Origin of the sequence: Streptomyces sp. NPDC005408 (assembly GCF_040606445.1) — a bacterium.
Taxonomy (GTDB): Bacteria; Actinomycetota; Actinomycetes; order Streptomycetales; family Streptomycetaceae; genus Streptomyces.
The window spans coordinates 1-22,684 of sequence record NZ_JBEXEX010000016.1; the positions used below are offsets into that span (position 1 = coordinate 1).

Annotated in this window: 22 protein-coding genes and 5 tRNA genes; 16 read left to right on the forward strand and 11 right to left on the reverse strand. The window is 68.8% G+C overall.

The window, feature by feature from the left end:
- Positions 1 to 125: 125 nt before the first annotated feature.
- Positions 126 to 341: an acyl-CoA carboxylase subunit epsilon gene (locus ABZS64_RS17180; protein ID WP_355829653.1), complete on the forward strand. Its 216-nt coding sequence runs from the start codon at positions 126 to 128 to the stop codon at positions 339 to 341.
- A 178-nt stretch (positions 342 to 519) separates the two neighbouring features.
- Here the strand turns inward: ABZS64_RS17180 and ABZS64_RS17185 are convergent, their stop codons facing one another.
- From ABZS64_RS17185 to ABZS64_RS17220, 8 genes are all read right to left on the reverse strand, one after another.
- Positions 520 to 1,101, reverse strand: coding sequence for an ATP/GTP-binding protein (locus ABZS64_RS17185; RefSeq protein WP_050791473.1), 582 nt, complete (start codon positions 1,099 to 1,101; stop codon positions 520 to 522).
- Positions 1,082 to 1,645 carry a DUF742 domain-containing protein gene (locus ABZS64_RS17190; RefSeq protein WP_355829656.1) on the reverse strand — a complete coding sequence of 188 codons (564 nt, stop codon included), beginning with the start codon at positions 1,643 to 1,645 and terminating at the stop codon, positions 1,082 to 1,084. The genes ABZS64_RS17185 and ABZS64_RS17190 overlap by 20 nt, the downstream gene beginning before the upstream one ends.
- A gap of 96 nt (positions 1,646 to 1,741) precedes the next feature.
- Complete coding sequence (locus ABZS64_RS17195) at positions 1,742 to 2,155, reverse strand: roadblock/LC7 domain-containing protein (RefSeq protein WP_108154975.1); 414 nt, start codon at positions 2,153 to 2,155, stop codon at positions 1,742 to 1,744.
- Positions 2,156 to 2,165: 10 nt separating this feature from the next.
- Positions 2,166 to 5,351, reverse strand: a complete 3,186-nt coding sequence (locus tag ABZS64_RS17200; RefSeq protein ID WP_355829659.1) for a nitrate- and nitrite sensing domain-containing protein — start codon at positions 5,349 to 5,351, stop codon at positions 2,166 to 2,168.
- Between the two features lie 347 nt (positions 5,352 to 5,698).
- Positions 5,699 to 6,280, reverse strand: coding sequence for an ATP/GTP-binding protein (locus ABZS64_RS17205; protein ID WP_137993156.1), 582 nt, complete (start codon positions 6,278 to 6,280; stop codon positions 5,699 to 5,701).
- The gene (locus ABZS64_RS17210; RefSeq protein ID WP_142213456.1) at positions 6,261 to 6,665 is read right to left on the reverse strand and encodes a DUF742 domain-containing protein; all 405 of its coding nucleotides are present in this window, start codon (positions 6,663 to 6,665) and stop codon (positions 6,261 to 6,263) included. Before ABZS64_RS17210 ends, ABZS64_RS17205 begins: the two co-directional genes overlap by 20 nt.
- Before the next feature lie 128 nt (positions 6,666 to 6,793).
- Positions 6,794 to 7,207, reverse strand: coding sequence for a roadblock/LC7 domain-containing protein (locus ABZS64_RS17215; protein WP_142214992.1), 414 nt, complete (start codon positions 7,205 to 7,207; stop codon positions 6,794 to 6,796).
- Between the two features lie 9 nt (positions 7,208 to 7,216).
- Positions 7,217 to 10,807, reverse strand: a complete 3,591-nt coding sequence (locus ABZS64_RS17220; protein WP_355829662.1) for a nitrate- and nitrite sensing domain-containing protein — start codon at positions 10,805 to 10,807, stop codon at positions 7,217 to 7,219.
- Between the two features lie 581 nt (positions 10,808 to 11,388).
- Between ABZS64_RS17220 and ABZS64_RS17225 the strand changes: the two genes are divergently transcribed.
- The 9 genes from ABZS64_RS17225 (at position 11,389) to ABZS64_RS17265 (ending at position 15,355) form a co-directional block, all read left to right on the forward strand.
- Positions 11,389 to 11,562 (forward strand): hypothetical protein, encoded by a 174-nt coding sequence (locus tag ABZS64_RS17225; protein ID WP_355829665.1) that lies wholly within the window; start codon positions 11,389 to 11,391, stop codon positions 11,560 to 11,562.
- A gap of 108 nt (positions 11,563 to 11,670) precedes the next feature.
- Positions 11,671 to 12,462 (forward strand): fumarylacetoacetate hydrolase family protein, encoded by a 792-nt coding sequence (locus tag ABZS64_RS17230; protein ID WP_355829667.1) that lies wholly within the window; start codon positions 11,671 to 11,673, stop codon positions 12,460 to 12,462.
- The gene (gene gltX, locus ABZS64_RS17235) at positions 12,455 to 13,930 is read left to right on the forward strand and encodes a glutamate--tRNA ligase (protein ID WP_355829670.1); all 1,476 of its coding nucleotides are present in this window, start codon (positions 12,455 to 12,457) and stop codon (positions 13,928 to 13,930) included. Before ABZS64_RS17230 ends, gltX begins: the two co-directional genes overlap by 8 nt.
- Before the next feature lie 109 nt (positions 13,931 to 14,039).
- Positions 14,040 to 14,759 carry an HAD family hydrolase gene (locus ABZS64_RS17240; protein WP_355829673.1) on the forward strand — a complete coding sequence of 240 codons (720 nt, stop codon included), beginning with the start codon at positions 14,040 to 14,042 and terminating at the stop codon, positions 14,757 to 14,759.
- A gap of 87 nt (positions 14,760 to 14,846) precedes the next feature.
- Positions 14,847 to 14,918: transfer RNA gene (locus ABZS64_RS17245), tRNA-Gln, on the forward strand.
- 24 nt (positions 14,919 to 14,942) lie between these two features.
- Positions 14,943 to 15,015: transfer RNA gene (locus ABZS64_RS17250), tRNA-Glu, on the forward strand.
- 85 nt (positions 15,016 to 15,100) lie between these two features.
- Positions 15,101 to 15,173, forward strand: a tRNA-Glu gene (locus tag ABZS64_RS17255).
- A 16-nt stretch (positions 15,174 to 15,189) separates the two neighbouring features.
- Positions 15,190 to 15,261, forward strand: a tRNA-Gln gene (locus tag ABZS64_RS17260).
- 21 nt (positions 15,262 to 15,282) lie between these two features.
- A tRNA-Glu gene (locus ABZS64_RS17265) sits at positions 15,283 to 15,355 on the forward strand.
- A 226-nt stretch (positions 15,356 to 15,581) separates the two neighbouring features.
- Here ABZS64_RS17265 and ndgR read toward each other — a convergent pair.
- Entirely contained in the window at positions 15,582 to 16,298 is a 717-nt protein-coding gene (gene ndgR / locus ABZS64_RS17270; protein ID WP_026278050.1) for an IclR family transcriptional regulator NdgR, read from the reverse strand.
- 144 nt (positions 16,299 to 16,442) lie between these two features.
- On the opposite strand from ndgR, the gene leuC reads away from it, so the two are divergent.
- The 4 genes from leuC (at position 16,443) to ABZS64_RS17290 (ending at position 19,598) form a co-directional block, all read left to right on the forward strand.
- The gene (gene leuC, locus ABZS64_RS17275; RefSeq protein ID WP_355829675.1) at positions 16,443 to 17,867 is read left to right on the forward strand and encodes a 3-isopropylmalate dehydratase large subunit; all 1,425 of its coding nucleotides are present in this window, start codon (positions 16,443 to 16,445) and stop codon (positions 17,865 to 17,867) included.
- Positions 17,868 to 17,872: 5 nt separating this feature from the next.
- Entirely contained in the window at positions 17,873 to 18,466 is a 594-nt protein-coding gene (gene leuD / locus ABZS64_RS17280; RefSeq protein ID WP_355829676.1) for a 3-isopropylmalate dehydratase small subunit, read from the forward strand.
- 104 nt (positions 18,467 to 18,570) lie between these two features.
- Positions 18,571 to 18,798, forward strand: coding sequence for a hypothetical protein (locus ABZS64_RS17285; protein ID WP_142213448.1), 228 nt, complete (start codon positions 18,571 to 18,573; stop codon positions 18,796 to 18,798).
- A gap of 143 nt (positions 18,799 to 18,941) precedes the next feature.
- Positions 18,942 to 19,598: an HU family DNA-binding protein gene (locus ABZS64_RS17290; RefSeq protein WP_355829679.1), complete on the forward strand. Its 657-nt coding sequence runs from the start codon at positions 18,942 to 18,944 to the stop codon at positions 19,596 to 19,598.
- A 71-nt stretch (positions 19,599 to 19,669) separates the two neighbouring features.
- On the opposite strand, the gene ABZS64_RS17295 is transcribed toward ABZS64_RS17290, so the two are convergent.
- Positions 19,670 to 19,873: a hypothetical protein gene (locus ABZS64_RS17295; RefSeq protein WP_355829682.1), complete on the reverse strand. Its 204-nt coding sequence runs from the start codon at positions 19,871 to 19,873 to the stop codon at positions 19,670 to 19,672.
- Between the two features lie 197 nt (positions 19,874 to 20,070).
- Positions 20,071 to 20,754 carry a 2-phospho-L-lactate guanylyltransferase gene (cofC, locus tag ABZS64_RS17300; protein WP_355829685.1) on the reverse strand — a complete coding sequence of 228 codons (684 nt, stop codon included), beginning with the start codon at positions 20,752 to 20,754 and terminating at the stop codon, positions 20,071 to 20,073.
- 148 nt (positions 20,755 to 20,902) lie between these two features.
- Between cofC and ABZS64_RS17305 the strand changes: the two genes are divergently transcribed.
- Together ABZS64_RS17305 and ABZS64_RS17310 are read left to right on the forward strand one after the other, a co-directional pair.
- The gene (locus tag ABZS64_RS17305) at positions 20,903 to 21,655 is read left to right on the forward strand and encodes a lysophospholipid acyltransferase family protein (protein ID WP_355829688.1); all 753 of its coding nucleotides are present in this window, start codon (positions 20,903 to 20,905) and stop codon (positions 21,653 to 21,655) included.
- Entirely contained in the window at positions 21,652 to 22,665 is a 1,014-nt protein-coding gene (locus tag ABZS64_RS17310) for an NAD(P)H-dependent glycerol-3-phosphate dehydrogenase (RefSeq protein ID WP_355829691.1), read from the forward strand. The genes ABZS64_RS17305 and ABZS64_RS17310 overlap by 4 nt, the downstream gene beginning before the upstream one ends.
- Positions 22,666 to 22,684 lie beyond the last annotated feature (19 nt).

Here is a 22,684-nt window from a genome sequence, read left to right on the forward strand (position 1 = left end):
CGCCGAGACCCGCGAGGTGCTGATCGCATCCCTCGCCATGCTCCGCACCAAGCACGCCGACCTGCCCTCCCGCAAACACGGCAACCCCCCGCAGTAACCCTGCGAAGACTGGAGTCTGAACGCCCATGAGTACTTCCGCCGAGATTCCCTCGTCCTCGTCTCTGCTGCGTGTCGAGAAGGGTCACGCCGACCCCGAGGAGCTTGCCGCGATCACCGCGGTGCTGCTCGCGCGCGCGGCCGCCCAGCCCGAGGCCCCGGCCCACCGCGGCCGCACCACGGCCGGCTGGCGCCGCCTGGAGCGTCAGCGCGGCTTCCAGCCCTCCCACAGCTGGCAGGGCTGACCCCCGGCCCTCTGAGCCCCAACCAGGGCCCCACGCACCCCATCCGGTGTGCGGGGCCCTTCGTTGTGCGCGGTGCACACGACGAAGCTGTGCACACGACGAGCACACGACGAAGCCCTCGCGCTCCCGTAGGAGTGCGAGGGCTTCGGCACAGGGACAGGCGGCCGCGGTAACCGGCTTACCGCAGGCGGGCCATCAGGGCGTGCTCGACCAGGGTGATGAGCGCGCTCTTCGCGTCCGCGCGGTGGCGCGCGTCCGTCGTGATGATCGGGGTGTCGGGGCCGATCTGCAGGGCCTCCCGCACCTCTTCCGGGTTGTACGGCTGGTGTCCGTCGAAGCCGTTGAGGGCGATGACGAACGGCAGGCCGCTGTTCTCGAAGTAGTCGACCGCGGGGAAGCAGTCCGCGAGACGACGTGTGTCGACCAGGACGACGGCGCCGATGGCGCCGCGGACCAGGTCGTCCCACATGAACCAGAAACGGTCCTGTCCGGGCGTACCGAACAGGTACAGGATCAGGTCCTGGTCCAGGGTGATACGGCCGAAGTCCATGGCCACCGTCGTGGTGGTCTTGTCGCCGGTGTGGGTGAGGTCGTCGATGCCCGCGGACGCAGAGGTCATGACGGCTTCGGTACGCAGCGGGTTGATCTCCGAGACGGCGCCGACGAACGTGGTCTTGCCCACGCCGAAGCCGCCCGCCACCACGATTTTCGCGCTGGTGGTTGAGCGGGCTGCACCGCCGCTAGAGCTTGCGAAGTCCACTGAGCACCCTTTCGAGCAGTGTCACGGCTGGCTGGCCGCCGGCGGCCTCGTCGCCGCCGGGCTGGTGAATGGCGACAAGTCCGGCCTCCGCCAAGTCGGCGACGAGGATCCGGGCAACGCCGAGGGGGATGGTGAGAAGTGCCGAGATCTCCGCGACCGACTTGATCTCGATGCACAGCCGGCAGATCCGCTGGTGCTCGGGCAACTGCCCTTGCAGCCTGGACGGATCGGCCGTGGTGCTGACCAGTGCCTCGATGGCGAGCTGGTAGCGCGGCCGGGTCCGGCCGCCTGTCATGGCGTACGGGCGCACCAACGGGTTGTGAGCCGCGGGTGCGGCCTCCGGTGCCCGCCGAGGCTGCACGGGCTGAATGCGCGGCTGCTGCGGCTGGTTGTACGAGGGGTCGTACGGCGACTGCGGCGGCTGGTAGGGCTGCTGGGCGCCCTGTCTGCTCGGCGTAGAAGGAAAGTTGAAACGGTTCTGAGAGTGATCACCCGGCGTTTGGTGAGCACCGTCATAGGGGCGTCCGCCCGGGGGTGTTGCCACGTTTCCTCCTCCGACTGCCGGTCGCCGGTCCATGTCCCTGTGGAGCCGCGCCACCGCACCCTATGGTGCAGTGGCGTGAAACGCACTGTCTGTCTGTTAGTTGAGAAGACTTCCCTGGAGCTCCGCACGGAGGTCCGGGGTCAACACGCTGCCCGCACGGTCCACCAGCAGAGCCATCTCGTAGCCTACGAGACCGATGTCGGCCTCCGGGTGTGCGAGAACGGCCAGTGAGGAACCGTCGGAGACGGACATGAGGAACAGGAAGCCCCGATCCATCTCCACCACCGTCTGGTTGACCGCGCCGCCTTCGAAGATCCTGGACGCTCCCGCGGTCAGCGAGGTCAGACCGGAGGCAACCGCCGCCAGCTGATCGGCGCGGTCCCTCGGGAAACCCTCGGACATCGCCAGCAGGAGTCCGTCGGCGGAGACCACCACCGTGTGGGACACCCCAGGGGTGTTGTCCACGAAGTTGGTGATCAACCAGTTCAGATTCTGCGCCGCCTGGCTCATCGGGCTCACACTAACGCTCCTGGTTGTAGGTACTGCCCGGGCCGAAGCCCGGTCCGTTCGTGTCCGTTCCCGCGCTGCGTCCCTGCTGGACACCGCGCCGCAGGTTGCTCAACCTGCCACGCACGTCCTCCGGGAGGCGGGAGACCTGGGGGCCGCCCTGCGGAGTCTGCTCCGCGGTGCCCTCGACGAGGTTGGCCTTGGGCACCCGCCGCGGAAGGCCGGAGGAGGTGACCCCGCCCGCCTTCGGATCGCGGAGCTTCTCTGCCCGTTGCCAGCGCTCGTCGTTGGTCGAGCGCCAGTCCTCGGAGCCGGTGCCGTTGCTGCTGCCGGCTGCCTCGGACTGACCGCTCTGCGGAGCTTGTCGGTCCTGCTCGGCGGGCTGCAGCCACTGCTGCTGCTGGGGCTGCTGCTGGGACGGCGGCTGCTGGGTGCTGCCGCGCCGCGGCAGACCGGCGTTGGTCGTCGCATGGCTGCTGCTCGGAGAGGGCCCGGGACGGTCGAAGCCTACGCGCTCGGGGGCGTTCGCGGGAGCGCCGGGGGCAGATTCCGATTCCGTCCGGTACTCCGGCTCGTACGCACCTTGGTACGTACCTTGATCCGACCACTCTGCCTGGTGGGACTGGGTGTCGTACTGGCCGTCGTACTGCGGCTCGGGAGCCTGCGAAGCCTGGTAATTGGCTTCCGCATATGCGCCTGAGGGCTCTCCCTGGTGCTCCTGGTACTCCTGGTGCTGGGGGTAGCCACCGGGCGCCTGGTAGCCGTCGTACGCCTGCTGATCCTGGGCGTAACCCTGCTCCTGGTACTCCTGGCCGTACTCGGAGGCGTACTGCTGCTGCTCCTGCGCGTAGTCGGCCTCGTCGCGGTAGAGCGGGCGCTCACCGCCCTGAGCCTGCGCCTCCAGCGCCGCACGGCGCTCCTCGCGCATCAGCGAGCGGCCCACCGGGTCGAGCGAGGCCTCGGACTGCTCCTCGTACCGCGAGTCGTCGAAACCGAGCTCCGCTGCCGTGCGCATCGGCGCACTCTGCAGCGGGGGGTGCTCGTACTGCTGCTGCTGCTCCGGAATGATCTGGGAGACCGTGAAGTCGTCCTCGGGGAGCGCCTCGCCACCGCCACCGTGGGTGATGGCGTCGGGGAGCATGACCAGCGAGGTGGTGCCCGCCTGCTCGCCGGAGGGGCGCAGCTGGACGCGGACGCCGTGCCGGTCGGCGAGGCGGCCGACCACGAACAGGCCCATGCGCTGCGAGACGGCGGCGTCCACCGTCGGCGGGTTGGCCAGCTTGTGGTTGATGTCGGCGAAGTCCTCGGCGGTCAGGCCGATGCCCTTGTCGTGGATCTCGATCATGACACGACCGTCGGGGAGACGGGTTGCCGTCACCCGGACCTTGGTCTGCGGAGAGGAGAACGTCGTGGCGTTCTCCAGCAGCTCGGCCAGCAGGTGCACAAGGTCGGTCACGGCCTGGCCGTGGATGTCCGTCTCCGGGACGCCGGTGAGCTCGATGCGCTCGTACGACTCCACCTCGGAGGAGGCGGCACGCAGCACGTCGACCAGCGGCACCGGCTGGTTCCAGCGGCGGCCCGGCTCCTCGCCGGCGAGGACCAGGAGGTTCTCGCCGTTCCGGCGCATACGGGTCGCGAGGTGGTCCAGCCGGAAGAGGTTCTCCAGCTGGTCCGGGTCGGCCTCGTTGTTCTCCAGGTCGGTGATCAGGGTCAGCTGGCCCTCGATCAGCGACTGGTTGCGGCGCGAGAGGTTGGTGAAGATCGCGTTGACGTTGCCACGGAGCATGGCCTGCTCGGCGGCGAGCCGCACGGCCTCGCGGTGGACCTGGTCGAAGGCGCGGGCGACCTCGCCGATCTCGTCCTGGCTGTCGATCGGGATCGGCTGCACCCGGGTGTCGACGCGGCCCGGCTCCGTACGCGAGAGCTGGTCGACCAGCATCGGCAGGCGCTGCTCGGCGATGCCGAAGGCGGCGGTGCGCAGCTGGCGCATCGAGCGGCTCATCTGGCGGGCCATGAGACCGGCCAGGATGAAGGCGGTGAGCAGGGCGATCACGACGATGGCGCCGTTGGTGATGGCGGTGGCCTTGGCGTCGTCGGAGATCTGGGCGGCCTCGGTCACTGCCTTGTCGACGAGGTCGTTCTCGATCTCCGTGTAGCCGTCGAACTTGGCGGTGGCCGCGCCCATCCAGGTCAGGGGCGTGGTGTCGAGCTTCTTCAGCTCCTTGGGGGTGAGACCCTGACCGATCTTGGCCGACATACCGGCAAGGACCGAGCCCTTGTCGTCCACCGGCGGATTGAGGCCGGCGGCCTTCAGCTGCTTCGCGCCCGCGGTGGCCTTGGCCGTCATGATCTGCTGGAGCTTGTCGGTGTCTTCCTGCGTACCGCCGGAGACGTACTCGGCAAGCGCGATCTGCTCCAGGTAGTTGTACGAGTTGAACGCGATGGTCTGCTTGGCGCGGATCGTGTCGTCCTCGCTGGGACGGATCAGCAGGTGCAGACCGATGGAGCGCTGCAGCGACTCGGCGGCCTTGGCCAGCTGGATCGCGTAGACCGTACGGCCGTAGCTGGTGATGTTGCCGGTGCCGAGGCCGAGCTCGTTGGAGAACTCCATCAGCGAGTGCTGGACCTTGACGTAGCCCTCTTCGGTGCCGACCGCGAACTTGGGCTCGATGGCCTTGGCGTACGCGGTCTTGCGCAGGTCGGCGAGGGTGGGCTCCTCGGCCCGGAAGAGGCTCAGACGGCGCTCCAGGCCCTGCTTCTTGGGCAGGTCCTGGACGGCCAGGTCGAACTTCTTCTTCGCGTCGTCCGTGACCTCGTACGCCTGGGTGACCTTCGGATTCTGGCGGGCCTGCTCACTGGTGGCGACGAGCAGCGACGGCGCCGTGAGGTCACGCTCGTTGAGCAGTGCCTGGCCGTACTCCGAGGCGGCGCGCACGATCAGCGCCGTCTTCTCGGCGTCCTGCGCCTCGTTCCAGGTGTCGATCGAGCCCTTGACCTGGAAGCCGCCCATCACCAGGCCGACGAGCACGGGTATGAGCAGGATCGCGTTCAGACGGGTGGGCACCCGCCAGTTGCGTGGGGACAGCCGGCTGGAGCTTCCGGTGGCCGGGGACGGACCGGGCACATCCGCAGGCGACGCCGCTGTGCGCGGCGGCGGGGTGAAGTTGCCCCTCGCCTGCTGCTCTGCGGAGCTCGTCATGCTTCGCCTCACTCGACCAACAACCTCTCGGCGTCGGCACCTACGCTGTGCCGTGTTTCGTTCAGAGCTCTACTACTCGGGAGTTCGTCGAATTCCAGCATGCGGAGGGGCCCCCTCCAAACACCTGGAATCAGCCATTCCATGTGTGCAGGCTCGAGATAAAACGGGCATAAAGAGCGAGCCGCATCAAATCGCGGGGCAAATATGAGCGCAGTGACACCGGCCGGATGCACCGGGTGGCCGAGCCACGTTAATTCTCTGTCGAAACGTTATGAACACGGGGGCGGACCGTGTCAAAGGACACAGTCCGCCCCCGCACAACTACGACAACTGCCGTATGTCGGCGTCTACTTGAGGCGGGCCATCAGGGCGTGCTCCACCAGCGTGATCAGCGCAGACTTGGCATCTGCACGATGCCGGGCGTCCGTCGTGATGATCGGCGCGTCCGGTCCGATCTGCAGCGCTTCACGTACTTCCTCGGGGTTGTACGGCTGGTGTCCGTCGAAGCCGTTGAGGGCGATGACGAACGGCAGGCCGCTGTTCTCGAAGTAGTCGACCGCGGGGAAGCAGTCCGCGAGACGACGTGTGTCGACCAGGACGACGGCGCCGATGGCGCCGCGGACCAGGTCGTCCCACATGAACCAGAAGCGGTCCTGTCCGGGCGTACCGAACAGGTACAGGATCAGGTCCTGGTCCAGGGTGATACGGCCGAAGTCCATGGCCACCGTCGTGGTGGTCTTGTCGCCGGTGTGGGTGAGGTCGTCGATGCCCGCGGACGCAGAGGTCATGACGGCTTCGGTACGCAGCGGGTTGATCTCCGAGACGGCGCCGACGAACGTGGTCTTGCCCACGCCGAAGCCGCCCGCCACCACGATTTTCGCGCTGGTGGTTGAGCGGGCTGCACCGCCGCTAGAGCTTGCGAAGTCCACTGAGCACCCTTTCGAGCAGTGTCACATCCGGCGTGCCGCCGGCCTCTCCGTTGCCCGGCTGATGAATCGCCACCATGCCGGCCTCCGCCAGGTCGGCGACGAGGATCCGGGCAACCCCGAGCGGCATCGACAGCAGCGCGGACACCTCGGCGACCGACTTGACCTCACGGCACAGGTGGCAGATCCGCTGGTGCTCCGGGAGCAGCCCGGCCAGGTGCGCCGGGTCGGCCGTGGTGCTGACCAGTGCCTCTATCGCGAGCTGGTAGCGCGGCCGGGTCCGTCCGCCGGTCATGGCGTACGGACGGACCAGCGGCTGGTCGCCCTCTCCGTACGACGCGTCGACTGAGGCTCCGTACGGATCGTGAGAGGCGGGTGGCGGGGTCATGAATCCTCCGGGCGTGACAGCAAGTGGTCTGCGAGCCGTCTGAGTGGAGCCGGTGGGGGGCCTGTGGGCGGCCTGACGGTAACTGTGCGGTGGCGTCTATCTGAATCACCTCGTGGGGGAGGCGGATGTCAGTGCAACAGGCTCCCCTGGAGTTCGGCGCGCAGGTCCGGAGTGAGGACGCTGCCCGCCCGGTCAACCAGAAGAGCCATCTCGTAGCCGACAAGGCCGATGTCGCACTCGGGGTGTGCGAGTACGGCCAGTGAGGAACCGTCGGAGACAGACATGAGGAACAGGAAACCGCGCTCCATCTCGACGACCGTCTGGCTGACCGGGCCGCCTTCGAAGATCCGGGACGCACCCGCCGTCAGCGAGGTCAGCCCTGATGCCACTGCCGCCAGCTGGTCGGCGCGGTCGCGGGGGAATCCTTCGGACATTGCCAGCAGAAGACCGTCGGCGGAGACCACGACTGTGTGGGACACCCCAGGGGTGTTGTCCACGAAGTTGGTGATCAACCAGTTCAGATTCTGCGCCGCCTGGCTCATCGGGCTCAACTAGTGCTCCTGCTGGTGAGTGGGGCCGAGGTTGAAGCTGCCGGTCGTCGAGTTCTGCTGACGGCCCTGCTGAATGCCACGACGGAGATTGGTCAGCCGGCCACGTACATCATCGGGTGCACGTGAAACCTGCGGTCCGGCCTGGTGGTTCTGCTCCTGGGCGGTGCCCGGCACGAGGTTGGCGCGCGGGACCCGACGGGGCAGACCGGAGGTGGTGACGCCGCCCGCCGCGGGCTTCCTGACCCGCTCGGCCTGGCGCACCAACTCGTCATTGGGCGAGGTGCGCCATGCGGCACCACTCGCGTTGGGCGCGTTGCCCGGGGTTGCCGGGGTCGGCGCGGGGGCGCGCTGCGGCATCGGCGGAACGGGACGCTCCGCCGGCTGCTGCGGGACGCCGGCCGACGGGCCCTGCGGCTGCTGACGGTCCGGCTGACCGCCCTGCGTGCCGTGGAACCAGTTCGTCTCCAGCGTGTCGTACAGCGGTGTACGGCCGTCGCCGGGACCGGCCGGCGGCAGCGCTTCGGGCTGCGGCTGCGGAGGCAGCGCGTTCGCCGGACGCGGGGCGCGGAATCCGGCGTTGTCCTGGCCGCCGCGCGGACGCGGGGCCTGCGTGGGAGCGGGCGGCTGCGGTGCATTGAAGTCCGGACGCGAGAACTGCGTGGTGGACGCCGGGTCCTGGGAACCGGCTCCCGAGCCGTTCACGTCCGGGCGGGCGTACTGACCCGTGGACGAGGAGTCCGGAGTGCCGAACACATCGGGCCGTACGAACTGCCCGGTGGAAGAGGCACTGCCGCGCGGCGGTGCGGCGTTGTAGTCGGGCGGTGCGAACTCCGCCGTCGAGCCGGGACCGCGGTCGCTGTCCTCGTGCCCGCGCGGAGTGTCCGCGGCGTGACGCTGCGGGGCGGCCGACTGCTCGTTGCCCCAACTGGTGGTCTGCGGACGCTGCGGGCGCTGCGGCTCGTCGCGGCGCGGGCTGCCACCGGGCAGCTCGGCGCGCGGGCCGCCGGGTGCGGGCAGCTGACGGGAGCGGTCGTCCGCGCCCGGAGCGCCCTGCGGGAAGCCGTTCTGGCGCTCGTTGCGGGCGGGAGCGTTCTGCGCGCCACGTCCCGCACCGGAACCGAAGGCCCCGGCGACACCGCGACCCTGACCGCCCTGCTGACCCTGGCCCGGAGCACCGTCACGAGCCGGAAGCGCGGCACGCGGGGCCGAGCTCGCACCGACCTGGCCGCGCGGCGCACCTGCACCGAGCCGCCCGCCCGCGGGCTGACCGCCGAGACCCGCACCGGAGCCGCCGCCGAGGCCGGGACGGCTGCCGCCGCCCGCACCGCCGGGACCGCTGCCGGGACGGCCACCGAGACCCGCGGGACCGCCCTGCGCCGGGGGAACGGCGCCCTGGCCGCCCGCGCCGGGCATGCCGGTCGGAGGCTTCTTGCCGCCGTGGGCGACATCGACGGGGAGCATGACCAGCGCGGTCGTACCGCCGGAGTCGGAGGGGCGCAGCTGGATACGGATGCCGTGCCGCAGGGACAGCCGGCCGACCACGAACAGACCCATGCGGCGCGAGACCGAGACATCCACGGTGGGCGGCGACGCCAGCCGCTCGTTGATCGCGGCGAGGTCCTCGGGGGAGAGGCCGATGCCGGTGTCGTGGATCTCGACCAGCACACGGCCGTCGGGCAGTGCGTGACCGGTGACGCGGACCTTGGTCTGCGGCGAGGAGAAGGAGGTCGCGTTCTCGAGCAGCTCGGCGAGGAGGTGCACAAGGTCGTTGACGACGCGTCCCGCGACCTCGGTCGTGGGCACGGAGGCCAGTTCGATGCGCTCGTACTGCTCCACCTCGGAGGCGGCGGCACGGAGCACGTCGACCAGCGGGACCGGCCGGGTCCACCGGCGGCCGGGCTCCTCGCCCGCGAGGACGAGGAGGTTTTCGCCGTTCCGGCGCATACGGGTCGCGAGGTGGTCCAGCTTGAAGAGGGAGGACAGCTGGTCCGGGTCGGCCTCGCGGGACTCCAGTTCGGAGATGAGCGAGAGCTGACGCTGGATAAGACCCTGGCTGCGGCGCGAGAGGTTGGTGAACATCGCGTTGACGTTGCCTCGCAGAAGGGCCTGCTCGGCGGCGAGACGGACGGCCTCGCGGTGAACGTCGTCGAACGCCGCGGCCACCTGGCCGATCTCGTCCCGGGAGTGCACACCGACCGATTCGACGGAGGTGTCGACGTCCTGCGGGTCCGACTCGGACAGCTGCTTGACCAGCTCGGGCAGGCGGTCCTGGGCGACCTTGGTCGCGGTGTCCTGGAGGCGGCGCAGCGAGCGGATCATGGAGCGGGCCACGACGAAGGCGCCCACGAGGGAGACGCCGAGGACGACGAGGATCAGCGCACCGTTGATGATCGCCTCGCGCTGCGAGGCCTCACGCAGCTCACGGGCCTTGCTCTCCATCTGGCCGAGCAGCGTGGCCTCGATGGTCTTCATGGCGTTGATGCGGACCGTGTAGTCGTCGGTCCAGTCCAGGTGCGAGCGAATCGGCTTTTGGGACTCCAGACCGTTCTTGGTGTCCAGCACGCGCTTGGCGTAGAGCTCGGACGCCTCGATGGTCGGGTTGCCGTCCTCCATCGGTTCGGTCAACTCGTCGGCGTTGCCGCCGGAGGACTCGTAGACCGCCTTGAACGCCTTGAGCTGGGTCTCACCGCTCTCGCGGGCGGCCTGGCCGTACTGCCGGTCGGACTCGGTCAGGCCGGGGACCGTGCCGTTGTCACCGACGGGAAGGGCAGCGGCGATAACCGCGCGCTGGATGGAGGCGTACTCCTTGGCGGACGAGAAGGCCGCCAGGGCGCGCGTCCGCTTGATCATCTCCGGGTTGTTCGTCGCCTGAGCCATGTCCTGGGACAGGCTCAGCAGGGAGTCGATCAGCCGGCTGTACTTGTCGATGGTGAGGGAGGTCGGCTGGCCCGGCTTGTACGCGTTGGCCCGGATGCCGTTGAGCTCGTGGACCTGGACGGCGATCTGGTTCGCGTTGGCCCGGATGCTCTCGAGCGCCTCGTCGGAATCCGTGTTGGGGATGTCACGGGTGGCCTCGAGGAAGGCGTTCCTGGCCCGGTCGGTCGCGGTGCGGGGACCGGTGACCTTGAAGTCGGTGACGGCAGACTGGTCGTTGCGAAGCGGCCCCGCAGACAGGTCGCGCTCCGTCTGGAGCTGCGTCGCCAGTTCGGTGGCCTGCTTGGTCATCTTGGTGAGCAGCTGCATGTGATCCAGCTGCTTCATGTCTGCCATGGACTCGTTGATGCGGAGTCCGCCCAGCGTGGTCGCCGCGACGACCGGCAGGGTCAGCAGTGAGACAAGGCGCGTGCTGATGCGCCAGTTGCGCAGCGCTATTCGCGACCCTGTGTCCCTCGGTCCCTTCGGCTTCAGCGGGGCCGTGGCCCTGTCGCCGCCGGGTGCCGCCACGCCGGGGCGCGCGGCACGTTCGCCGCTGTCGCCGGGCGCTGCCGGTCCCTGGTTCTGGGTGTGCTGGGGCGAGGAGCCGCGGTCGGTCCCGCCGCGCGGCTCCTGTTCCGCCGCAGCGCTGCCATCCCTCTTGAAACGTCCCTGCACTAGCGTCGCAACCTCTGGACCAGGCGTCCCTCCGCTCGCACGGCGGGACGGTGTCGGCGTCTTGGGGCACGGATCGCGCCCCATGGTGGTCTTTGAGTGACCGGCGCTGCTCCCCCTTCCCCGCCGCCACTCGGCGCTGCGTTGCGCCCCTTGCGCGCCGGCCTGAAACCGCGGCGGTTCGTGGAATTCCAGCACAGTGCCGGATCTCCAACAAGAGCCCCGTACCGGCCTGTGACCTGGGTGACACGGTGTGAGCGTTGTGTCACAAGGCGTAGAAACAGTTCGCGGATGAAACGGGCTATTCCGTACGAGTCGCTTAGGGGTGGGGGGTGTCCCAGTCGAGATGATCAGGAGCGGAATGATTGGTTCAGTGGCGCAATGTCCGTTTCATTGCCACTGACCCGCTGCCGGGAATGACCGAATTGACCGTCAACTCGTGAGGAAACTCACACGTAGATCGCCGTCTCTTCCGGGCTTTCCCGGGGAATTGGATGTTTAGCCTGTCGCTTTACAGGGATGGGAAATCCGTCAACCCGGCGTTAACCGCAGGGCCCGCACCAGGACAAGGTCTGAAGCAACCGATGAAGACGACGATGATGTTCCGCAACATAGCCAACCCCCGGCGCACCACGCTCGCGCACCTCGCGGACGCGGACGAACTGCAGACGCCGGTGCAGCCGGAGCATGCGCTCGATCTTCCCACGCAGACGGCCAACCCCCGCCGCACGGTCCTGATGGACGCCCCCGTCCAGTAATACGCGAGGCGGTGCCCTCAAAGGCCTTCCGAACGACAGGCCCTACCCGCGTTAGCCTGGAGCGTCAGACTCCAGCCAGCGTAAACAGAAGAGGGGCACCCGCATCCCGTGCGCATCGCCAGGTTCTCCATCGACGGCAATGTGGCCTTCGGCGCGGTCGAGGGCGAAGGCCCCGACGGCCTCGTCCTCGACATCATCAAGGGCATCCCGTTCGCGGACTTCGAGCTCTCCGGCACGAAGGTCCCGCTGACCCCCGGCTCCAAGGACAGGGTCAGGCTGCTGCCGCCCGTACTTCCGAGCAAGGTCGTGGCCTTCGGCCGCAACTACGCGGAACACGCGGCGGAGCTCGGCAACGAGGTCCCGGACGCGCCGTTCGCCTTCTTCAAGCCGTCCACCTCGGTGATCGGCCCCGGCGACCCCATCGCGTACCCCTCCTTCTCGCAGGAACTGCACCACGAGGCCGAACTGGCCGTGGTCATCGGCCGGATGTGCCGCGAAGTCCCGCGCGAGCGGGTCAAGGACGTCATCCTCGGCTACACCTGCGCCAACGACGTCACCGCGCGCGACGTCCAGAAGCGCGAGAAGCAGTGGGCCAGGGCCAAGGGCTTCGACAGCTCCTGCCCGCTCGGCCCCTGGGTGGAGACGGACCTCGACCCGAGCGACCTGGCCATCCAGTGCACGGTCAACGGCGAACAACGCCAGCTCGGCCGTACGAGCCAGATGATCCACTCCATCGAGGAGCTGATCGTCAATGTCTCCGAGGCGATGACACTGCTCCCCGGCGACGTCGTACTCACCGGCACACCGGCCGGGGTCGGCCCGCTCAACGTCGGCGACGAGGTCGCCGTCACCATTCAAGGCATCGGCACTCTCACCAACAAGGTGATCAAGCGTGGCTAACGCGAACGTCCGCGTACGTTTCTGTCCGTCCCCGACCGGCAACCCGCATGTGGGTCTGGTCCGCACCGCCCTGTTCAACTGGGCCTACGCCCGGCACACCGGCGGCACCATGGTCTTCCGTATCGAGGACACCGACGCGGCCCGCGACTCCGAGGAGTCGTACAACCAGCTGCTCGACTCGATGCGCTGGCTGGGCCTGGACTGGGACGAGGGCCCCGAGATGGGCGGCCCGCACGCCCCCTACCGCCAGTCGCAGCGGATGGACCTCTACAAGGACGTCGCCGAGAAGCTGATGGCCGGCGGCTATGCGTACGAGTGCTTCTGCACCGCCGTCGAGCTGGAGGCCCGCCGCGACGCCGCCCGCCTGGCTGGCAAGCCCTCGGGTTACGACGGCACCTGCCGCAACCTCTCCGCCGAGCGCATCGCGCGGTACAAGGACGAGGGCCGCCCGGCCATCGTCCGCTTCAAGATGCCCGACGAGCCGATCACCTTCACCGACCTGGTCCGCGGCGAGCTCACCTTCACCCCGGACAACGTCCCCGACTACGGCATCGTCCGCGCCAACGGCGCCCCGCTGTACACGCTGGTCAACCCGGTCGACGACGCGCTGATGGAGATCACGCACGTCCTGCGCGGCGAGGACCTGCTCTCCTCGACCCCGCGCCAGATCGCGCTCTACAAGGCGCTGATCGAGCTGGGCATCGCCAAGGAGATCCCGGCCTTCGGACACCTCCCGTACGTGATGGGCGAGGGCAACAAGAAGCTCTCCAAGCGCGACCCGCAGGCGTCCCTGAACGTCTACCGGGAGCGCGGCTTCCTCCCGGAGGGCCTCCTCAACTACCTCTCCCTGCTCGGCTGGTCCTTCTCGGCCGACCAGGACGTCTTCTCCATCGAGGAGATGGTCGCGAAGTTCGACGTCGCGGAAGTCAACGCCAACCCGGCCCGCTTCGACCTGAAGAAGGCCGAGGCGATCAACGCCGACCACATCCGCAGGCTCGATGTGAAGGCCTTCACCGAGGCGTGCGGCCCCTGGCTGCGGGCCCCGCACGCCAACTGGGCGCCGGAGCAGTTCGACCAGGCGGCCTGGGAGGCGATCGCCCCGCACGCCCAGACCCGGCTGACCGTCCTCTCGGACATCACCGCCAACGTCGACTTCCTCTTCCTGGACGCCCCGGTCGAGGACGAGGCGTCCTGGACGAAGGCGATGAAGGAGGGCTCCGACGCGCTGCTGCGCACGGCCCGCGAGAAGCTGGCCGACGCGGACTGGTCCAGCCCCGAGTCCCTGAAGAACGCGGTCCTGGCGGCGGGCGAGGAGCACGGCCTGAAGCTCGGCAAGGCCCAGGCCCCGGTCCGCGTCGCGGTCACGGGCCGCACGGTGGGCCTGCCGCTGTTCGAGTCGCTGGAAATCCTGGGCAAGGAGAAGACGCTGTCCCGCATTGACGCGGCGCTGGCGAAGCTGGCCGCATAGGCTCGGATCATGCCGATTCGCGCGGTCCTGTGGGACATCGACGCTGCATTCTTCGGGGGAGAACCCCCGAACCCCCAGCAGGGGGCGGCGCCGGAGGTACGGTCGGATCATGCCGATTCGCGCGGTCCTGTGGGACATCGACGACACGATCTTCGACTACGCACGCGCCGACCGCGCCGGTATGCAACGACACCTTGAAGCCGAGGGCCTGGTGGACGGATACGACTCCGTCGACCAGGCCCTCGGCCGTTGGCGCCAGATCACCGACCAGCACTGGGCGCGCTTCTCCGCCGGTGAGACCGACTGGGAGGGCCAGCGCCGTGACCGCGTGCGGTCCTTCACCGGCCGGCCCCTCGGCGATGGCGAGGCCGACGACTGGTTCGATCGCTACATAGTGCACTTCGAGGCCGCCTGGTCGCTCTTCCCCGATGCCGTCCCCGCCCTGGACCTGCTCGCGGACGACTACCGCCATGCCGTCCTGTCCAACTCCTCGCTCCGCAACCAGGACCGCAAGCTGCGAGTCTTGGGTGTACGCGACCGGTTCGAGGCCGTCGTGTGCGCGGCCGAGCTGGGCGTCTCCAAGCCCGCGGCCGAGGCGTTCCACGCCGCCTGCGACGCCCTCGCGCTGCCGCCCGGGGAGGTCGCGTACGTGGGTGATCAGCCGGACATCGACGCACAGGGGGCCGTGGCCGCCGGTCTCACCGGGATCTGGCTGGACCGCACCGGCCTCGGCGGGCGTCCCGAGCTCACCCGAATCACCGGTCTCGCCCAGCTCTCTGGCCTGCTGCGGCGCGATACCCGTTTTGGAGCGCCGGACACCTTCAGGTAATGTTCTTCCTGCGCCGCCCGAGAGGGCCGAGAGGTCCGGCCGGGAAGCGCAAACCAAACAAACCCCCTTCCGGGGGTTGAGTTTTGGTGGGCTATGGTGTAATTGGCAGCACGACGGTTTCTGGTTCCGTTAGTCTAGGTTCGAGTCCTGGTAGCCCAGCTCGCAGAGAACATCTTCTGCAACGCCCCCGTTGTGTAGCGGCCTAGCACGCTGCCCTCTCAAGGCAGTAGCGCCGGTTCGAATCCGGTCGGGGGTACAGATCCATCCTGCTGATCATCAGGGTCGCACCCGATGACCGCGCAGTGACATCACCCGGCTCCTCGCCGGGTGGGATCGCTAGGGCCCCCGTTGTGTAGCGGCCTAGCACGCCGCCCTCTCAAGGCGGTAGCGCCGGTTCGAATCCGGTCGGGGGTACTGGTCTAAACCACCATGGCCTATGGTGTAATTGGCAACACTACGGTTTCTGGTACCGTCATTCTAGGTTCGAGTCCTGGTAGGCCAGCTCGCGGAGCTTATCCGCAAGGCCCCCGTTGTGTAGCGGCCTAGCACGCCGCCCTCTCAAGGCGGTAGCGCCGGTTCGAATCCGGTCGGGGGTACGCATCGAAGAGGCCCTCCGCATTTCGCGGAGGGCCTCTTCGCGTTTGGTGTACCGGAGTTACGCATCGCGCGCACCCAGCTCGGCCTCTCCCGGCTGGAGTTCAGCGCACTCGGCTGGGAAGTCGCTGTCTCAACTGACCAAATCCCAGGCGGTTTTGTGCCGTCCGCGGACGAATCAGGCCCGGAGCCTCCGCCCCGACCGGGGCGGAGGGCCGAGCGCCGTCGTCAGCCGGAGCGGCGCAGCGCCTCGCTCAGTCGGGCCGCCGCGTCGATGACCGCCTGGGCATGCATACGCCCCGGGTGGCGCGTCAGGCGCTCGATCGGGCCCGAGACCGAGACCGCGGCCACGACCCGGTTCGACGGGCCCCGCACCGGCGCCGAGACGGAGGCCACGCCGGGCTCGCGCTCGCCGATCGACTGGGCCCAGCCCCGGCGCCGTACGCCGGACAGGGCCGTGGCCGTGAAACGGGCACCCTGGAGGCCCCGGTGCAGGCGCTCCGGCTCCTCCCAGGCCATCAGGATCTGGGCCGACGAGCCCGCCTTCATGGTGAGCGTGGAGCCGACCGGCACCGTGTCCCGCAGTCCGGACAGCCGTTCCGCCGCGGCCACGCAGATCCGCATGTCTCCCTGCCGGCGGTAGAGCTGCGCGCTCTCGCCCGTCACGTCGCGCAGGTGGGTGAGTACCGGTCCCGCCGTGGCCAGCAGCCGGTCCTCGCCCGCCGCGGCGGCGAGCTCGGCCAGCCGCGGGCCGAGGATGAACCGGCCCTGCATGTCCCTCGCCACCATCCGGTGGTGTTCCAGTGCCACGGCAAGGCGATGTGCCGTGGGTCGTGCGAGCCCTGTCGCCGCGACCAGCCCGGCGAGGGTGGCCGGACCGGACTCCAGAGCGCTCAATACCAGAGCTGCCTTGTCGAGAACGCCGACGCCGCTAGAGTTGTCCATGCAACGATATTCACGTCTCACACTGTGAAACGCAAGTTCAATTTTCCCGGGAACTTGCGAGGCTGTATGTGCAGCCCGCGGACCAACGGGTTCTGCACAAGATCTCTAGTTGTGTCGGCAGCACAGCCGGCCGGAGGGAAAGCGATGGGTAGGACACTCGCGGAGAAGGTCTGGGACGACCACGTCGTCCGGCGCGCCGAGGGCGAGCCCGACCTCCTCTTCATCGATCTGCATCTGCTACACGAGGTCACCAGCCCCCAGGCTTTCGACGGTCTGCGTCAGAACGCCCGGCCGGTGCGGCGCCTCGACCTCACCATCGCGACCGAGGACCACAACACCCCGACGATCGACATCGACAAGCCCATCGCGGACCCGGTCTCCCGCGCCCAGTTGGAGACGCTGCGCAAGAACTGCGCGGAGTTCGGCGTACGGCTGCACCCGCTGGGCGATGTCGAGCAGGGCGTCGTCCACGTCGTGGGCCCGCAGCTCGGTCTGACCCAGCCCGGCACCACCGTGGTCTGTGGCGACTCGCACACCTCCACGCACGGCGCGTTCGGCGCGCTGGCGTTCGGCATCGGCACCTCCCAGGTGGAGCATGTCCTGGCGACCCAGACGCTGCCGCTGGCCCGCCCCAAGACCATGGCCATCACGGTCGAGGGCGAACTGCCCGACGGCGTCACCGCCAAGGACCTGATCCTGGCCATCATCGCCCGGATCGGCACCGGCGGCGGCCAGGGCTACATCCTGGAGTACCGCGGCTCTGCCATCGAGAAGCTCTCGATGGAGGCCCGGATGACCATCTGCAACATGTCGATCGAGGCGGGCGCCCGCGCCGGAATGATCGCCCCGGACGAGACCACCTTCGACTATCTGCGGGGCCGTGACCACGCCCCCAAGGGCGAGGACTGGGACGCCGCCGTCGCGTACTGGAAGACGCTGCGCACCGACGACGACGCCGTTTTCGACGCCGAGGTGTTCATCGACGCCACGGAACTGTCGCCGTTCGTCACCTGGGGCACCAACCCGGGCCAGGGCGCGCCCCTGTCGGCGAACGTCCCCGACCCGGCTTCGTACGAGGACGCTTCGGAGCGCCACGCCGCCGAAAGGGCCCTGGAATACATGGGGTTGAGCGCCGGCCAGCCGCTGCGCGACATCGAGGTCGACACCGTCTTCGTAGGCTCCTGCACCAACGGCCGTATCGAAGACCTGCGCTCGGCCGCCTCGATCCTGGAGGGCCGTAAAGTCGCCGACGGCGTACGGATGCTGGTGGTCCCCGGCTCCGTGCGGGTCGCGCTGCAGGCCGTCGAAGAGGGTCTGAACACCGTCTTCACCGAGGCGGGCGCCGAATGGCGGCACGCGGGCTGCTCGATGTGCCTGGGCATGAACCCCGACCAACTGGCCCCCGGCGAGCGCTCCGCGTCCACCTCCAACCGCAACTTCGAGGGCAGGCAGGGCAAGGGTGGACGCACCCATCTGGTCTCGCCGCAGGTCGCCGCCGCCACAGCGGTACTGGGCCATCTGGCCTCGCCCGCCGACCTGTCCGAAGCCCCCGCGACCGCCGGAGTCTGAGCACCATGGAAGCTTTCACCGCACACACCGGCCGGGCCGTCCCGCTGCGCCGCAGCAACGTCGACACCGACCAGATCATCCCGGCCCACTGGCTGAAGAAGGTCACCCGCGACGGCTTCGAGGACGGACTCTTCGAGGCCTGGCGCAAGGACGCCTCCTTCGTCCTCAACCGGCCCGAGCGGCAGGGCGCCACGGTCCTGGTGGCGGGCCCCGACTTCGGCACCGGCTCCTCCCGCGAGCACGCCGTATGGGCCCTGCAGAACTACGGCTTCAAGACCGTCATCTCCTCCCGGTTCGCCGACATCTTCCGCGGCAACTCGCTCAAGAACGGTCTGCTGACCGTGGTTCTGGACCAGAAGGTCGTGGACGCGCTCTGGGAGCTGACCGAGGCCGACCCGACGGCCGAAGTCACCGTGGACTTGGAGAAGCGGCAGGTTCTGGCCGAAGGAATCACGGCCGACTTCGAGCTTGACGAGAACGCCCGATGGAGGCTGCTGAACGGTCTGGACGACATCAGCCTCACCCTTCAGAACGAAGCCGACATCGCGGCTTACGAGGGCTCCCGACCGGCCTTCAAGCCCCGCACAATTGAGGCCTGAGCAGCGCTTTTCCCGTACTGCGCCCCCCACCGTCCGGTGGGGGGCGCAGTCGCTTGTTGAGACGCCGTTGGGCGACAACTCGCCCCAGATGGCACAATCGGTGCATGGAACGCGACAGCCAACTCGAGCTCTACGAGGCAGTCGCAGCCCGGCTGAAGGAAGCGCACACAAGAGTGCGCGCACTGCAAGTCCCGGAGGGCGTAAGGATGGCGCTGTCCCGGAAGCTGCTGGTCGTCACGGCAGCGGCGAAGCACGATCTCCCGGATGCGGCAAGGCGTCTGGACCGCTTGATGAAGGACCTCGACGAGGGCCGATTCCCTGAAGGCGACTGACACCCGAAGTTCCGCGAAGGTCGACTTCGTTGCGGCACTAGGGTGATTAGCCCGTTTCGTGTTTGATTTGCGGTATATATCTGCCTAACGTGCGAAAAAGCCTGGACGCATTCGTTCCGGCCAATGTCTCCGAAGGGGAAGACGTGAACAAGGCGCAGCTCGTAGAAGCGATTGCCGACAAGGTCGGCGGCCGTCAGCAGGCCGCGGAGGCTGTCGACGCGGTACTTGACGCGATCGTCCGCGCAGTTGTCGGCGGAGACCGGGTTTCGGTCACCGGCTTCGGCTCGTTCGAGAAGGTCGACCGTCCTGCTCGTTACGCCCGCAACCCGCAGACGGGTGAGCGCGTGCGGGTCAAGAAGACCTCGGTGCCGCGCTTCCGCGCGGGTCAGGGCTTCAAGGACCTGGTGAGCGGCTCGAAGAAGCTCCCCAGGGGTGGCGAGGTCTCCGTCAAGAAGGCGCCCAAGGGCAGCCTCTCGGGCGGGACTGTCGCGCGTACGACCGTCAAGAAGGCCGCCGCCAAGAAGACGGTGGCGAAGAAGGCCGCGGCCAAGAAGACCGTGGCGAAGAAGGCCGCAGTCAAGAAGACCGCGGCGAAGAAGACGGTCGCGAAGAAGGCGACCGCGAAGAAGACCGTGGCCAAGAAGGCTACGGCCAAGAAGGCCACGGCCAAGAAGGCGACCACGAAGAAGGCCGCCGCCAAGAAGACCGCGCCGGCCAAGAAGGCGACGGCGAAGAAGGCGCCCGCCAGGAAGGCGACGGCGCGCAAGACCGCCGCCAAGAAGACCGCCGCCAGGAAGTAAGCGGCAACAGGTCACAGGGCCACTCACGCGCCGGGCCGGGCTCCCCTCGGGGAGCCCGGCCCGCGGCGTGTTCAGAGGGTTGCCAGTGTCACCAGCGTGATGCGCAGGGCCTCGCCGTCGCCCTCCGTCTCGATACGGACCCGCTGGCCCGGCCGCAGCAGCCGCAGACCGCCCGCGTCGAAGGCCGCGGCGTCGAACTCCACCGGGGTGCCGTCGTCGAGCAGCACACTCCCGCTGCGGGTATCAAAGTCGTAGGTGTACGAGGTCGCCTGCATACGCGCCAGCCTAGGCCCTGTGGCGGCTCAGGCGGTGTCTAGGTCCTGTCCGGCCGATCTTGCCGGGTTCGCGTGCCCTGGCACGCTCGCCGCGTTGTCGTCAGTCGCCGACGCTCCGCGTCGGCTCCTTCCTCCGCCCTTGCGATCGCACGCACCAGACCCCGCTCCCTGATCCGGCCTGATCCAAACGACACCCCCTAGCCGTCGAGAGCATGGGTGCCGGCCGCCCAGCGCTCCGCGGTCCGCGGGCCCACTCCAAGCGCCAGCGCGACGGCCAGATCGTCCCCGGTGTCCACGTCCTGCCGTACCGAATCCACGCCGTCCAGCAGTATTTCCGCGGCCCCCGACGCCAAATGTCGGCGGCGGGAGCGGCCGCCGAAAGCGGGGCGCAATTCCGTGCCCGGCGCCGCGGACAGGAAAGTCGTGCCGATTCCGGCCGCATCAGCCAGAAATGCCCGGGGAAATGCCGAAGCGCGTGCCAGTACCCGGGCCAATTCCGCGGGGCGCAATGCGGGCAGATCGGCGTTGAGTGCGGCGACGGCCCGGTCGGGCCGCAGCGCCCGCACCGCGTCCGCGCCGTGCGCCAGCGCCGCGTTGAGACCGGCCGCCGGGGTGTCCGGCACTATCCGCGCCCCGAGCGCGGCCAGCTCCGCGCCGGCCGCCGGATCGTCCGTGACGACCGCCACATCCCGTACAACTGTGCACGCCAGCGCCGCGGCCACGGTGTCCTGCGCAAAGGCGAGCGCGAGATGCGGCCGCAGAATGTCGTCCGCGGCTTCGGCGAGCCTGCTCTTGGCCAGTAGGAGGGGCTTCAGCGGGACCACCAGGGACCAGCCGTACGTCGAGTCGGTGTTCGTGGCGAGCTCTCCGTCCATGCGCATCGGGCCCCATTGTGGCGCGAGCCCGCGAAGGGGCGGAGGCCCGGGCCCGAAGCCGAGGCGTACGGTGTTCTCGACAGACCAGGGGCCTGGGGCGACACTTGACCCCCAGCAGCCGGGCACTGGCCCGGCAATAGAGGAAGGTGTCCGAGTGTCCCGCCGTAGAATCGGCTTCTGGTACCGCCTGGCGGCGGTCATCGCTAAACCGCCGCTTTTGGTTCTGTTCAACCGGGACTGGCGGGGAATGGAACACATTCCGGCGGACGGCGGATTCATCACCGCTATCAACCACAACTCGTATCTCGACATGTTCTCCTACGGGCACTTCCAGTACAACAGCGGACGTGTGCCCCGGTTCCTCGCCAAGGCCGCGCTCTTCAAGGCGCCCGTTGTCGGGACCCTGCTGCGAGGTACGGGCCAGATTCCGGTCTACCGCGAGTCCTCCAACGCCTTCGGCGCCTTCCGCGCAGCCGTCGAAGCCGTCGAGAGCGGTGAATGCGTCGCCTTCTACCCCGAGGGCACACTCACTCGTGACCCGGGCATGTGGCCGATGACCGCGAAGACCGGAGTCGCGCGTGCGGCACTGCTCACCAAGGCGCCGGTCATTCCGATCGCCCAGTGGGGCGCCAACTTGGCGATGCCGCCGTACGCCAAGGAGGAGAAGATCCGTCTCTTCCCGCGCAAGACGCTCATCGTGCAGGCGGGTCCGCCGGTCGACCTCGACCGCTTCTACGGCAAGGACCCGACGCCCGAGGTGCTGAAGGCCGCGACCGAAGCCATCATGGCCGCGATCACCGTCCAGCTGGAGGAGCTGCGCGGCGAGAAGTCGCCCGAGAAGCCGTACGATCTGCGCGAAGTACTCGCGCAGCAGCGCCGCAAGGCCGCCGAGGAGGGCACCAAGTGACGCGCGCCGCCACGAAGGCAGCAGTATTCGGAACCGGCTCCTGGGGCACGGCCTTCGCGATGGTTCTCGCCGACGCCGGCTGCGATGTGACCCTGTGGGGCCGTCGCGCCGAACTCGCCGAATCGGTCAACACCACCCGTACCAACCCGGACTATCTGCCGGGAATTGAGCTTCCCGAGGCGGTACGGGCCACCACCGACCCCGCCGAGGCAGCGGACGGTGCCGAGTTCACCGTCCTCGCCGTCCCGTCCCAGACCCTGCGCGGCAACCTCGCCGCATGGGTGCCGCTGCTCGCGCCGGACACCGTGCTCGTCTCCCTGATGAAGGGCATCGAACTCGGCACCGCCAAGCGCATGAGCGAGGTCATCGAAGAGGTCGCCAAGGTCTCAGCCGAACGCGTCGCCGTCGTCACGGGCCCCAACCTCGCCAAGGAGATCGCCCAGCGCCGGCCCGCCGCCGCGGTGGTCGCCAGCCGCGACGAAAGCGTCGCCCAGCGGCTCCAGTCCGCGTGCCACACCCCGTACTTCCGCCCGTACACCAACACCGACGTGGTCGGCTGCGAACTGGGCGGCGCCGTCAAGAACGTCATCGGCCTCGCCGTCGGCATCGCGGACGGGATGGGCCTCGGCGACAACGCCAAGGGCTCCCTGATCACCCGCGGCCTCGCCGAGACCACCCGCCTCGGCCTCGCGATGGGCGCGGACCCGCTGACCTTCTCCGGGCTCGCCGGACTCGGCGACCTGGTGGCCACGTGCTGCTCGCCGCTCTCGCGCAACCACACCTTCGGCACCAACCTCGGCCGCGGGATGACGCTCCAGGAGACCATCGCGGTCACCAAGCAGACCGCGGAGGGCGTCAAGTCCTGTGAATCGGTGCTCGATCTGGCCCGCAGGCACGGCGTCGACATGCCGATCACGGAGACGGTCGTCGGCATCGTCCACGAGGGCAAGCCGCCGGTCGTCGCGCTCAAGGAACTGATGTCACGCAGCGCCAAGCCCGAGCGGCACTGACTTGTCCGAAACCAACGGG

Bases quoted from the DNA above. Each gene is read 5' to 3' on its own strand.
- leuD (WP_355829676.1), top strand. From the start codon at position 17,873: ATGGAAGCTTTCACCGCACACACCGGCCGGGCCGTCCCGCTGCGCCGC.
- leuC (WP_355829675.1), top strand. From the start codon at position 16,443: ATGGGTAGGACACTCGCGGAGAAGGTCTGGGACGACCACGTCGTCCGG.
- ABZS64_RS17240 (WP_355829673.1), top strand. From the start codon at position 14,040: ATGCCGATTCGCGCGGTCCTGTGGGACATCGACGACACGATCTTCGAC.
- ABZS64_RS17210 (WP_142213456.1), bottom strand. From the start codon at position 6,665: ATGACCCCGCCACCCGCCTCTCACGATCCGTACGGAGCCTCAGTCGAC.
- cofC (WP_355829685.1), bottom strand. From the start codon at position 20,754: ATGCGCATGGACGGAGAGCTCGCCACGAACACCGACTCGACGTACGGC.
- ABZS64_RS17225 (WP_355829665.1), top strand. From the start codon at position 11,389: ATGAAGACGACGATGATGTTCCGCAACATAGCCAACCCCCGGCGCACC.
- ABZS64_RS17215 (WP_142214992.1), bottom strand. From the start codon at position 7,207: ATGAGCCAGGCGGCGCAGAATCTGAACTGGTTGATCACCAACTTCGTG.
- ndgR (WP_026278050.1), bottom strand. From the start codon at position 16,298: ATGGACAACTCTAGCGGCGTCGGCGTTCTCGACAAGGCAGCTCTGGTA.
- ABZS64_RS17295 (WP_355829682.1), bottom strand. From the start codon at position 19,873: ATGCAGGCGACCTCGTACACCTACGACTTTGATACCCGCAGCGGGAGT.
- ABZS64_RS17200 (WP_355829659.1), bottom strand. From the start codon at position 5,351: ATGACGAGCTCCGCAGAGCAGCAGGCGAGGGGCAACTTCACCCCGCCG.
- ABZS64_RS17180 (WP_355829653.1), top strand. From the start codon at position 126: ATGAGTACTTCCGCCGAGATTCCCTCGTCCTCGTCTCTGCTGCGTGTC.
- ABZS64_RS17195 (WP_108154975.1), bottom strand. From the start codon at position 2,155: ATGAGCCAGGCGGCGCAGAATCTGAACTGGTTGATCACCAACTTCGTG.
- ABZS64_RS17285 (WP_142213448.1), top strand. From the start codon at position 18,571: ATGGAACGCGACAGCCAACTCGAGCTCTACGAGGCAGTCGCAGCCCGG.